At 59.4% G+C, this 12,670-nt stretch carries 10 protein-coding genes; all 10 read right to left on the minus strand.

What is annotated here, in order from left to right; translation table 11 throughout:
- Positions 1 to 11: 11 nt before the first annotated feature.
- The 10 genes from J5276_RS17405 to J5276_RS17450 all read right to left on the minus strand — a co-directional run bounded on the left by J5276_RS17405 (position 12) and on the right by J5276_RS17450 (position 12,626).
- Entirely contained in the window at positions 12 to 1,553 is a 1,542-nt protein-coding gene (locus tag J5276_RS17405) for a sugar ABC transporter ATP-binding protein (protein WP_003510992.1), read from the minus strand.
- Positions 1,554 to 1,795: 242 nt separating this feature from the next.
- Entirely contained in the window at positions 1,796 to 2,725 is a 930-nt protein-coding gene (locus J5276_RS17410; RefSeq protein ID WP_003510994.1) for a sugar ABC transporter substrate-binding protein, read from the minus strand.
- 362 nt (positions 2,726 to 3,087) lie between these two features.
- Positions 3,088 to 4,530: a M20 family metallopeptidase gene (locus J5276_RS17415; RefSeq protein ID WP_065704195.1), complete on the minus strand. Its 1,443-nt coding sequence runs from the start codon at positions 4,528 to 4,530 to the stop codon at positions 3,088 to 3,090.
- 127 nt (positions 4,531 to 4,657) lie between these two features.
- Positions 4,658 to 6,202 carry an ABC transporter substrate-binding protein gene (locus J5276_RS17420; RefSeq protein ID WP_065704517.1) on the minus strand — a complete coding sequence of 515 codons (1,545 nt, stop codon included), beginning with the start codon at positions 6,200 to 6,202 and terminating at the stop codon, positions 4,658 to 4,660.
- A 29-nt stretch (positions 6,203 to 6,231) separates the two neighbouring features.
- Positions 6,232 to 7,074, minus strand: coding sequence for a serine hydrolase (locus J5276_RS17425; protein WP_065704196.1), 843 nt, complete (start codon positions 7,072 to 7,074; stop codon positions 6,232 to 6,234).
- Between the two features lie 13 nt (positions 7,075 to 7,087).
- The gene (locus J5276_RS17430; RefSeq protein ID WP_065704199.1) at positions 7,088 to 8,722 is read right to left on the minus strand and encodes an ABC transporter ATP-binding protein; all 1,635 of its coding nucleotides are present in this window, start codon (positions 8,720 to 8,722) and stop codon (positions 7,088 to 7,090) included.
- Positions 8,719 to 9,537, minus strand: a complete 819-nt coding sequence (locus tag J5276_RS17435; RefSeq protein WP_003511004.1) for an ABC transporter permease — start codon at positions 9,535 to 9,537, stop codon at positions 8,719 to 8,721. Before J5276_RS17435 ends, J5276_RS17430 begins: the two co-directional genes overlap by 4 nt.
- A complete protein-coding gene (locus tag J5276_RS17440; RefSeq protein WP_003511005.1) occupies positions 9,534 to 10,478 on the minus strand; it encodes an ABC transporter permease in 945 nt (314 codons plus the stop codon). Before J5276_RS17440 ends, J5276_RS17435 begins: the two co-directional genes overlap by 4 nt.
- A gap of 180 nt (positions 10,479 to 10,658) precedes the next feature.
- Positions 10,659 to 11,564 (minus strand): LysR family transcriptional regulator, encoded by a 906-nt coding sequence (locus J5276_RS17445; RefSeq protein WP_065704200.1) that lies wholly within the window; start codon positions 11,562 to 11,564, stop codon positions 10,659 to 10,661.
- A gap of 117 nt (positions 11,565 to 11,681) precedes the next feature.
- The gene (locus J5276_RS17450; RefSeq protein ID WP_065704203.1) at positions 11,682 to 12,626 is read right to left on the minus strand and encodes an isoaspartyl peptidase/L-asparaginase family protein; all 945 of its coding nucleotides are present in this window, start codon (positions 12,624 to 12,626) and stop codon (positions 11,682 to 11,684) included.
- Positions 12,627 to 12,670 lie beyond the last annotated feature (44 nt).

Genomic DNA, 12,670 nt, shown 5'->3' on the forward strand with positions numbered 1-12,670 from the left:
CCCGGCGCGCCTCACCGCGATGCGAGATCCATCACTTTCACCTGTGTGGCTTCACTTCTGTCAAGGAAGCCCGTCACGCGACCTTCATGCATGACCATGATACGGTCGCTCATGCCCAGAACCTCCGGCATTTCGGAGGAAATCATGATGACGGCGACGCCATTGCGCGCCATCTCGCCAACCAGCTTGTGGATTTCGGCCTTTGCGCCAACATCGATCCCGCGCGTCGGCTCATCCAGAATGAGGATGCGTGGCTGTGTCAGCATCCAGCGCCCGATCAACACCTTCTGCTGATTGCCGCCCGACAGGTTTTCGATGCGCTCGTAAAGATTGGGCGTCTTGACCCGGAGCTTGCGGCACATGTCGTCGCAGGCTTCCGAAAGCGTCTTTTCCTGCACGAAGCCGTTGGCGACATATTTGTCCTGTAGAACCGCGATCTGCATGTTCTCAAGAATATTGAGGATCAGCAGGCAGCCGGTATCCTTGCGGTCTTCCGTCAGGAACGCCATGCGGTGACGGATCGCCTCTGTCGGACTTGCGATCGACACAGGCTTGCCGTTGATTTCCACAGTGCCCGAAGACGCCGGCGTAACGCCGAACACCGTTTCCGCCACGTTCGAGCGGCCAGAACCGACAAGGCCGGCGACACCTAGAATTTCCCCGGCGCGAACATCAAATGACACGTCATGGAAGACGCCGTTCAGCGTCAGATTTTTGACCGACAGCACCACATCGCCGATCGGAACCTCTTCCTTCGGGAACATCTGGGTAATTTCGCGCCCCACCATCATGCGGATGATGTCGTCTCGCGTCACATCGGTGGACGCGTGGGTGCCGATATATTTGCCGTCGCGAAAGACGGAAAACTCATCGGCGATCTCGAAAAGCTCATTCATCTTGTGAGTGATGTAGACGATGCCGATACCGCGGTCCCTGAGGTCGCGGATGATGCGGAACAGATGTTCCACCTCGCGCTCAGTCAACGCTGACGTCGGTTCGTCCATGATGAGAACGTCGGAGTCGTAGGAAACCGCCTTGGCGATTTCGACCATCTGCCGGCTTGCAACCGATAGTTCGCCGACACGCATTTCCGGATCGAGATCGATACCGAGCCTTTCGAGCAATGTCTGGGTGCGGCGATACATTTCGCCATGGTCGATAAAGCCCAGTCGGTTTTTCGGCTCTCGGCGAATCCATATATTTTCCGCCACCGTCATATAGGCCATCAGGTTGAGTTCCTGATGGATCATCGCAATGCCGTTTTCGAGCGCATCAAGCGGTGAATCGAGGCGTATCGCAGCGCCCTTAAGCCGAATTTCTCCGACATCCGGCTGGTAGATACCTGCCAGAATCTTCATCAGCGTCGATTTACCGGCGCCATTCTCACCCATCAGCGCATGCACGGTGCCGCGCTTGAGGTGGAACGAAACGTCATCCAGCGCGACAACGCCTGGAAATTCCTTGCGTATGCCGTCCGCTGCGAGAAGATATTCTGCATTGGGCACGGCGCCGCTGGCGCGCACGGCGGCCATTGTCGATGGGCTGACGACCATCTTATCCTCCACGATAGACAAAAATGACCGGGGGAAGAGGTTTCGCCAAAAGGCGCCCATCCTCCGGGGAGGCCTACAGCGCCGTGCCGATCAAGACACACATAAGCGCTGTAAAACTTTGAATTCACTGAAATACTATTCTAGCCTGGTTTAACTCGGCGTCTGAGACGCCGACTGCCGTCCAGAACCGGCATTTGCTTCCGATATTGCTTGAAACGGTCGCAAATGCCGGTAAAGGGTCGTCAGTTCTTGGCTACGTAGTCCTTGACGTTTTCCGGGGTAACGAGCTGGAAGGGAATGTAGACCTTCTTGTCAACCTTGTCGCCCTTGACGAGCTTCAGTGCGGCATCGAGAGCACCCTTGCCCTGGCCAGCTGCATCCTGGAAGACCGTCACGTCGAGATCGCCTGCCTGCATGGCGGCAAGAGCGTCTTGCGTGGCGTCCACACCGGCAACGACATATTCCTTCATGTCCTTGCCCGCGGCCTTCAGAGCCTGGATAGCGCCGATCGCCATTTCATCGTTATTGGCAATGACGGCATTGAACTCGATACCGCCGGACAGCCAGTTGGTGACGAGGTCGGAACCCTGCGTGCGCTGCCAATTGGCCGTCTGCTCTTCAACCACGGAAATGCCCTTGCATTCATCGGTTTTCAGAACATCGTGAACGGCCTGCGTGCGCATGCGCGCGCCCTGATTGGACAACTCGCCCATCATGATCACGGCCTTGCCCTTGCCACCGAGAAGGCGGCAGACTTCCTTGGTTTCAAGCGTGCCGGCCACAGTTTCTTCCGATGCCACGAAGGCCTGGCCGTCTGGCAGGGAATCCACATTTACCGGCTGGCGGTTGACGTAAACCAGCGGAATCTTGGCTTCAGCAGCAAGTTTCGACATGGCCGCCGTCGCATCCGTATCAACCGGATTGACGATGATCGCATCGACCTTGGAGGCGATGAAATTCTGGATCTGGCTCTGCTGCTTGGCAACGTCGTTCTGCGCGTCCTCAACTTGCAGGGTGACGCCCTTCAGCTCCTTGGAATAATCCTGCATGCCGTTGCGCAGCACGGTCAGGAAGTTGTCGTCGAACAGGGCCATCGAAACACCGACGGTCTCGGCATGTGCCGCCGTGCCCAAAAGCACAGACATAGCCGCACTGATAATAAGCTTTTTCATTGTTTTCTCCTCCTCGGTGTCCAGCGCCACCTCTCCCAGCCGGAAACGGACCCGAGAGCCCGCCGCTAACTCCTCACATCCAGAAAACGGAATAATGAAACCGAATTTCTGTTGTTCGATATATTTATTCCATTTTTGGTTCGAACGTCAATGCTTTCTTCGTGGCCGTGAAACGAGACGGCACACAAGGCGGTGATGACCAGGAGTTTTCAGAGAAAACGGGGATAGCCCCCTCCGCCCTGGCGTGGGCGGAGGGGGCTCATGCGCTTGCTGAGCACTTTCGCGGAAGTCGCTGGGCTGCCTGCGATAAAACATCACAGACAAATGGAAGAGTTGGACGGGCGCGAAAGACGCGCCACGTCTTAATCGTGAAAACCGGGCATCACATCCGTCGGAATGGGGCAGACATAATCACTACCCTCGGTTTTCTCCAGCCATTCTTTTTTGACACTTTCAAGCAGCTCGGGCGAGGTCATCAGCGAAAGACCTGTCGATGCGAGCGTCTTGGCGGCGTGTGCCATAGCTTTGTGGGCGGCCGGGCTTTTGCCCTGCGCCACCACCTGCCATGTATGCGGATTGGTCCCGATTGCCCATGCGGGCGTCCAGCATTGCGCTGTCGGCGTCACCCAACTGACATCACCGACATCGGTCGATCCGGCACGAAAATGCGACTGCCCCTCGAAATCGCGCAGGCCGAGATGCAGCGGCGTCGACCCGTCGATCTTCCCGTTGGAAAAGACGTCGCCCTTGATCTGGTAGAGCCGGATGCTGCTTTTGATCGCCTCTTCCGTGAACGTGTCCTGAATGACCTTGGCGAAGGCCTGATCGGCCTCGTCGAAGGCTATGGGTCCAAGCGCCACCATGTTTTCATGCATCGCCGTTTCGAGCGTGATGTTGGGCAGGAGATTGGTGGAGGCGGTATCGAAAACGATCTCCACCTCTGTTTCGGTCATCATGGCCGCGCCACGCGCGACCTTGTCCACACGGGCTGCGAGATCGAGCGCCTGGCGCATTTCAGGTGCGCGGATCAGATAGAGCACTTCGGCCTTTGCCTGCACCACATTTGCCGCTTTGCCGCCGGCATCGGTGATCGCATAATGCACCCGGCAATCCTGCGGCATGTGTTCGCGCAGGAAATTGACGCCGACATTCATCAGTTCAACGGCATCGAGCGCCGAGCGACCAAGATGGGCGGCGTTGGAGGCATGGGAAGCAACGCCCTTGAAACGATAAAAATATTCCAGCACCGCGAGATTGTTGGTGGAGCGCACGCCGTTGAAGGGCGCGGGATGCCATGTCAAAGCCGCATCGACATCGTCAAACAGACCGGCGCGCACCATGAAAGTCTTGCCGGAACCGCCCTCTTCGCCGGGGCAGCCATAATAACGCACCGTGCCGGGCAGGTTGTTGGCTTTCAGATGCCGGGCAAGTGCGATAGCGGCCATCAGCGAGCCGACGCCGAGCAGATTGTGGCCGCAGCCATGGCCGGAGGCGTCGGGTTGAAGCGGTTTTGCCTCGGCCACGCCGGCCATCTGGCTCATGCCAGCAAGCGCGTCAAATTCGCCGAGGAAGGCAATAACCGGCTTGCCGTGGCCGAATTCACCGATGAAGGCCGTGTCCATGCCAGCTACACCGCGGCGGACCACAAAGCCGTTCTCCTCAAGCGCGTTTGCTAGAACCCCGGCAGATTGCCTCTCCTCGAATTTGAGTTCGGCAAAATCCCAGATGCTGTCGCTCAAAGTGGTGAAATGTGGCTTCATTGACTCGATTTCGGCGGCAATCGACATCACAGCTTCACGGTTCATGGCTTGTCCTCGCATTCCTGCCCTTTAAGGGCGCACGCAAACGCTTCGGCGGGGGGCCGCCAAATCATTACGGTCATGATGGAAAATGCCCGCGCCGGGCTTTGCTTCCGGCGCGGGCAATATTGGATCAGTTGTCGACCGAGACTTCCCAGAGGCGGGCGTTCGACTGCCAGACCGGCTGACCCTTGAGCTTCTTGGTCGCGCCCCAGACATCGACCATGTCGTAAAGGAAGATGCCGGGCATTTCCTTCAGCATCAGTTCGTGAAACTCGTCGAAAATCTTCTGGCGCTTCGCCTGGTCGGCCTCAACATAGGCAGCCTTCATCAGCTCGATCGCCTTCGGATCATCCCACATCAGGGAGGCGTTCTTGTCCTTGTTACCGACGTAGAATGCATACATCAGGGCCGGATCGAGACGCGGCGCGACAGACTGCGAGATCACCTGATAATTGCCGGAACGGCGACGATCCACCTGCGTGGCATAGTCCAGCACCTCGATCTGTACGTTCAAACCCGCCTGCTGCATCATGGCCTGCGCCATGACGGCTGCCGGAAAACTCGGCACATTGCCGCGTTTGTTGGCGATGATTGAGATCGGCTCGCCCTTGTAACCGGCTGCCTCCAGTTCCTTCTTGGCTGCCTCGATGTCATAGGCCGGACGCTTCTTCTGGATTTCATCGAAATAGACCGAGTCCTGCGAAACCATCGAGCCGTTGGCTTCGCCCGTACCGTTCGATGCGGCGGCGACCAGTTCATCGAGATCAAGCGCCATCGCCATGGCGCGGCGCACGCCTGGATTGCTCAGCACCTTGTCGCGGGTCTGAATATAGAAAAGGTTCTTGCCGTTGTTGCGGGCAACAATGAGCTGCATCTTCTCATTCGTCTTGAACTCCGGAATGAGATCGGGAGAAATCTCGGCGGTGTCGAGCACGCCGGATTCGAGGCCCGCCTTCACGGTCGAGGCGTCCGGAATAACCATGAACTTGATGCCGTCGGCCAGCGGCCGCTTGGAGCCGACCATGCCATCCGGCTTGCCGTCATTTACAGGCGAAACATAATCCGCGAATTTGGCGAGGCGGATATATTCACCCTTCTTCCATTCGTTCCACTGGAACGGACCGGTGCCGATGGGCTTGACGAAGTTGCCGTCAGCGGCAACAGATTCCGGCGAGATCATGCCGGTATAACCGCATTCGGGCCGCGACATCAGGCCGAGGAAAACGGCTGACGGCTTTTCAAGCGTAATCTGAACCGTGGAGGCGTCCGTAGCCTTGACGCCGGTGACATGCGCGGCACCGCCTTCCACGAAATCATTCAGGCAGGCCCATTTGGTTTCGGGCTTCAGATAGCGCGTCCAGTTCCAGACGACATCTTCTGCGGTGAGCGGCTTGCCGTTATGGAATTTCACATCCGCGCGCAGCTTGAACGTATAGGTGAGGCCATCTGGCGAAACCTCGAAGCTCTCGGCAAGCAGCGGCTTTACTTCGCCGCCATTGTTGTAACCGACGAGGCCTTCGACGATGTGCAGGATCACCCCGTCCGTATTGCCGTCACGATTGACGCCGGGATTGCTGCTGCGCAGATCGGAGCTCTGCGCGATGGTGATGTCGCGAGCCGCCGCGATATTGGCTGTTACGAGCAGGGCCACGCCTGCGAGAAGAAGTTTGTTCACTGTTCTACCCTCTTTGTTGTCGTTGATTATCATTGTTGAAAGCCGTCCCAGCAGGCCTGCGCCAGCCGGCCGATCGTTTCGAGCGCGATGGTGTATCCCGGCGTGCCGTCAGGCATCACCTGCGGCACTTCATCGGTATAGGCGGTGATGATGAAAGACGGCGCGCCGTTTCTGTAGACGATGCCGGCGTCCATACGCCCGCGCTTGCCGCGTCCGCTCTTGCTCGCCACCACAGCCTCGAACGGCAGGCGGGAGCGGATTCCGTAGCGCAATATCTGGTTTTTCAGCGTCTGCATTGCCCAGCCGCACAATTGCGGACTGCAGCCGAGCTTTGCCTGCGCCTCTGGCGAGGACTGGGCATCAAGAATGGCCTGAAGCAGCAGCACCTGGTCCGCCGCCGAGGTGGTGGTGACGGTCTTCAGCGGATGATCGGCCGCCAGCGCCAACGGCGGAATGAGGAAACGGTGGTGGGTATTGGCCATGCCGAGCGTCTTGCAATAGCTGTCCACTTCCTCAAGCGTCAGCCGCTCCAGCACCATCTTGGTGCAGACATTGTCGCTCAGCACCATCATGCCGGCGAGCGCATCGCGCAGGGAAATGACGATGCCCGGCGTCAGATAGCGGAACATGCCGCTGGCCACCTCTTCCGCCAGCCTCTTCTCGTAGGTGACCGGCTGGTCGAGATCGAGCCGCCCTTCGCTGGCCGCCTTGAGCACGGCCATCATGATCGACGTCTTGCGGGTGCTGCCCGATGGGGTCTCCTCGTTTTCTCCCCGTCCGATCTCTTCGCCGGTCAGGAGATTGCGCACCATGAAGCGCGTCACAAAAGGCTGTGCATCACAGATAGCATTCAGTTGGGCAGCCACAGTCATTGTCATGTTCCTGTTAAACTTCTTCTTCCAGACGCCATTTGAGTGTCACACCGCCCTTTTCATTCTGGTCGAGGGCGGGAATGGCCGAGAGGAGCCGGCGTGTGTAGGCCTCTCTCGGGCTGTCGAAAATCGTGTCGCGGTCGCCCTCTTCGATGATACGGCCGTCCTGCATGACGACGACACGGTCGGCCACCTGTTCGACCACGCCGAGATCGTGGCTGATGAACAGGCAGGAAAAGCCGTAACGTTTCTGCAGATCGGAAAAGAGATCGAGCACCTGCGCCCGCACCGTCACGTCAAGGGCGGAAACCGGTTCGTCGGCGATCAGGAACCGCGGACGGCGGGCAATGGCACGGGCAATCGCCACGCGCTGGCGTTGGCCGCCGGAAAGCTCGTGCGGATAACGGCTGGCATAGTCTGCGCCGAGCCCCACCTCTTCCAGCGTTTCCAGCGCCCGCTTGCGCTTGGCAGCCTGATCCAGGCCGGAGACGAGACGCAACGCCTCCTCCACCAGCGCCTGAATGGTCATTCGCGGATCGAGCGAGGAATAGGGATCCTGAAACACCATCTGGCAATTCAGGCGATAGTCGTTCCAGTCTTCGTTGCGTTCCCGCCCCTGAAACTGGATCTGCCCTTCGCTTTCCTTTACGAGACCGGCAATGGTGCGGCCAAGCGTGGTCTTGCCGGAGCCGGAGCCACCGACCAGTGCCACGACTTCACCCTCGTGAATATCGATGCTGACCCCATGCAGCGCCCGCTTCGGCTTGGCTTTCTTCAGCAGTGACTTGCGTCCGGCATAATCGACAACAATGTTTCGGGCTGAAATCATCGGCGCCTTGCTGGTGTCGACGATACGCGGCTCGCCCCGGAAGGGCAGAGAGGAAAGCAGCTTTTTCGTATAGGGATGCTGCGGCGCATCGAGCAGGTCTTCGGTGCGACCCTGTTCGACAATCGCGCCCTTCTCCATGACCACGATACGGCTCGTATAGCGGGCCACCATCGGCAGGTCATGGCTGATGAGAAGGACGGCTGTTCCCTCCGCCCGTGTCAGTTCGACCATCAGCTCCATGACGTCGCGCTGGATGACGGCATCGAGCGCCGTCGTCGGCTCGTCGGCGATCAGCAGCGCCGGTTTCAGGAGCATGACCGAGGCCAGCATGATGCGCTGGCGCATGCCGCCGGAAAACTCATGCGGATAGGCAGCAAGCGCCCCTTCGGGATCGCGGATACCGACCCGTCTCAGCATCTCGAGAATTTTCTCGCGGCGCTCTTCCGGCGAAAACTTGGTGTGAAGGATCAGGCCTTCTTCCAACTGCCGGCCAATCGTCATCGACGGATTGAGAGAGGTCATCGGCTCCTGGAAAACGACGCCGATTTCCGCGCCGCGCAGGCGGCGAAGTTCCCTTGCCGGCAGGGACATCACGTCCCTTCCTTTGTAGATGACCGATCCGCCGATGACGGCAATTGCCGGGGGCAGAAGCGAGATGAGCGCGCGGGTGGCCAGCGTCTTTCCCGATCCGCTTTCGCCGACGATGCCGAAGATTTCGCCAGGCGCAATATCGAAGGAAACATCCTTGACTACCCGGTGGCGGCTTCCCGCGACCTCCAGCGAAAGGCCGCGCACGGTAAGAAGAGTATTGTCCGTCATTTGAGACCTCTCATGCGCGGGTCAAGCCTGTCGCGAAGGGCATCGCCCAGAAGATTGATGCCGAGCAGTGTCAGCGCGATGCAGAGACCGGGGAAAAGCCCGAGCCAGACGGCCTGCTGGATGAAGGGCCGGCCAGCGGCCAGCATGTTGCCCCAGGTGGGGGCCGGCGGTGGCACGCCAAGGCCGAGGAAGGACAGTGCGCTTTCCGAGAGGATTGCCCAGCCGAACATGGATGTGGCAAGCACCGTGATCGGCGCGATGCAATTGGGCAGGATGTGGCGGAACATGGTGTAGATCTCGCCATTGCCCATCACCAGCGATGCCTCGATGAACTCGCGCTCACGCAGCGACAATACGGCGCCACGCACCACGCGGGCCATGGACGGCGTGTAGGCGATGCCGAGCGCAAAGATGATGCCGTACTGGTTGGCACCAAAGACCGCGAGAAGGCCAAGCGCCAGGAGAATGCCGGGAAAAGCGAGAAGCGCATTGTTGATGGCCATGATGACGCCATCAACCCAGCCGCGCGCATAACCACTGACAAGACCGATCAGAGTGCCGCAGATCGTCGCGAAGCTGACCGTCAGGAAGCCGATCCAGACGCTGGCACGCGCGCCGACCATCAGGCGGCTGAGAACATCGCGCCCGAATTCGTCGGTGCCGAGAAGATGGCTGGGACCGGGCGCGGCCAGCCGCGAGGCGAAACCGAGCTTCATCGGATCATAGGGCGTCCAGAACAGGCCGGTAATGGCGGTGATGAGCAGGAGGCCGATGAGAACGCCGCCGATAAGCCCGTTGAGTGTGAACTTTTTCATTCGGCAACCACACGCGGATCGAAGAGGGGATAAAGAAGGTCGACGAAGAGATTGACCAGCACGTAGGACAGGGAAACGAACAGCAGGCAGCCCTGTATGACGGGGTAGTCACGCGCAAAGATACTGTCGACCATCAGCCGCCCGAGCCCCGGAATGGTAAAGACCGTCTCGATGACGGCGATGCCGCCGAGAAGATTGCCGAGGATGAGGCCGATCATTGTCCATGTCGGACCAAAGGCATTCTTGAAGGCGTGCCGCCAGAGGACGGCACTCTCCGAAAGTCCCTTGGCGCGGGCATGGGTAATGTAATCCAGCCGCAGCACTTCAAGCGTGGAGGCGCGGGCCATGCGGATCAAGACACCCATCTCGTGGATCACCAGCGTCATGACAGGCAGGACGAGATAGAGCATGCCGCCAACGAGATTGTCGCTGATCGACACGTATCCCAGCACCGGCAGCCAGCCGAGCTTTAGGCCGAAGAACAGCAGAAGCAGAAGCCCGAGCCAGAATGTCGGTATGGACAAAAGCAGGGTTGCCGTTCCAACCAGTGCAAGATCGGTCAGGCTGTTCTGTTTCCAGGCGGCGATCACACCCGCCGGAACCGCAATCAGGCTGGCGAGCAGAACGGCGACGACGACGATCTCGGCACTGACGAGGAACCGCGACACGACCAGCGGCAATACTGCCTCGTCGTTGACGATGGACCGGCCGAAATCGCCCTGCACCACATTGCCCGCCCAGATGACGAACTGTTGCGGCATGGACTTGTCGAGACCAAGCTCTGTTCTCATCGCCTCGATCTGTTCCGGTTGCGCCATGTCGCCCAGCATCAGGGCGGCAGGATCACCCGGAATGAAGCGGATGAGCGCAAAGACCGTGATCGACACAAAGGCGATCGTCGGCAGCGCCATCAAAAGACGGCTCAGTATGAATCTTATCATCGGTTCCCCACGATTGATGGCCGGGAACGTGCTCCCGCCTCTATCGGTTTCGTTGCGAATGACTATGACGGATTGATAAATAACGCGCAATATTATGCATAAACGTCATATGCCTATGCAGAATGGTGGCACGTTTCATCCTGACAGGGACAATGAGATTTCTCGCGAAAAACCCTGTTTTCAGTCGATTTTTTGCGAAAGCTGGATTTGCTGCTTCAAGGCGTCGCTGAGTGCCTGCGCCGCGATGGACAGCGGTGCGCCCGAGGCCCGGGCAAGACCGAACTCCTGGGTTGATTGCGGAATGAAGGGCAGCGCCACGACGGGAAGGTGCCTGTAGAGGTTAGCATAAAAACTGCTGATGATCGTAACGCCCAGACCATGCGCGACATAGGCACATGCGGAACTGTTGGTGTGGGTCTCGATCTTCACCATGGGCTTGACGCCCGCTTTCTTGAAGACCTGCTCGAGCGCCATGCGGTTCGGCCGCTGCCGGCCGATCAGAATGAGCGGAATGTTGCGCAGGTCCTTCACCGTTATCTCGGCAAGCTCGGCTAAAGGGTGATCCTGACGGACCACGCAGACGCTTTTGCCGGTGGCGACACGCTCGACATCAATGCCCGGTCCAATCTCACCTTCCATGCGCAGGAAACCGAGGTCGATCACCCGCTCGCCAACCAGCCTGTTGATGGCGGTGGTCGTTTCAAAGAAAGTCTCGATGCGCACGCCGGGGAAATCCCTGACATAGTCTATCAGCATGGCGGGCGCGAAGTTCTCCCACATGCTGCTCGGCAGGCCGATGCGGACGATTTCCGGACCGGCAGCACCATTGCGCAGATCTTCGGCATGGCCGGACATGCGATCGACAGCAAGCAGCACATTTTCCGCGTCACGCGCGAGAAGCGCTGCCTCCGGCGTCGGGATCAGCCGCCCCTTGTCACGGGCAAACAGCGTCAGCGACAGGTCCGCCTCGAGCTGAGCCAGAAGCCGGCTGATACCGGACTGGCTTAGCCCCATGGCCTTGGCGGTGGCGATGGTCGAGCCGGTGGAAAGAAGCGTGCGAAGGACTTCGAGCTGCTTGATATTCATGAGGCCAGCACCATGGGATGAAAGGACGAGCCGGTTTCGGTTCAGACCTTTTGCCGCCGATAGGCCTTCATGTCACCGGTTTTTTTAGCATTGTCATTCGGCCCGGTCGGTCGCCGGTTACAATTCCACGTCATAGACCCTGTCGTGGGTGGCAACACGGGCCTCTCCTGATGGAGTCACCCAGCCACGGAACATGCCGGGCGTATTATAGGGTGCGGCAATGCCACCTTCGGCATCGATGGCGACAAGACCCGCACCGATATCGTAGGGCGCCAGATCCTTGTGGACGAGGTTGCCGGCGGCGGTTTCCAGATCCTGCCCGAGATAGGCGACACGGGACGCGATCTCATGGCCGACGACGTAACGGATGAAAAATTCACCCTTGCCGGTGCCGGAAACGGCGCAGGCGCCGTCGCGTGCATAGGTGCCCGCCCCGATCACCGGGCTGTCACCCACCCGGCCGTCAGGCTTGTTGGTGTAGCCGCCGGTGGATGTCGCGGCTGCGAGATGCCCAGCAGCATCGAGTGCCACGGCACCGACGGTTCCGTGTTTTTCGTTTTCCGTCGCTTCCGTACCTGCGGTGGCATGGGCCTTCATGGCCGCCAGCGCCTCGACACGCTTTTGCGTGGTGAAGTAGGATTGAGGCTCCGTGGCAAGCCCCTTCTCCTTCGCAAACCGGTCAGCCGCTTCACCGGTGAGATAGACTGCGCGTTCATCCTCCATCAGCGCCCGGGCCGCCTTTACCGGGTTGCGGATGGCGCGGGAGGCGCTGATTGCGCCTGCCGCAAGGGTCTTGCCATCCATGATCGACGCGTCGAGTTCGTGAATGCCATTCTCGTTGAGCGCCGCCCCATGGCCTGCGTTGAAATGCGGGCTGTCCTCCATAACGACGACTGCCGCCTCAACCGCTTCCAGCGCAGTTCCGCCAGCCTTGAGCACACCATAACCGGCGCGCAGTGCCACCGCCAGATCGTGGCGCGCCGCTTCCCATTCCTCCGGAGTCATGCTGTCTTCCGGCATAACCCCGCAACCACCGTGAATGGCCAGTGCGATCTTCGTCATATCCTCACTCCACTGTTGCCCCGCCGCAGGCAGGGCCTCTTACC

It is taken from the genome of Agrobacterium sp. S7/73, assembly GCF_019355535.1.
GTDB classification, from domain to species: Bacteria; Pseudomonadota; Alphaproteobacteria; order Rhizobiales; family Rhizobiaceae; genus Agrobacterium; species Agrobacterium tumefaciens.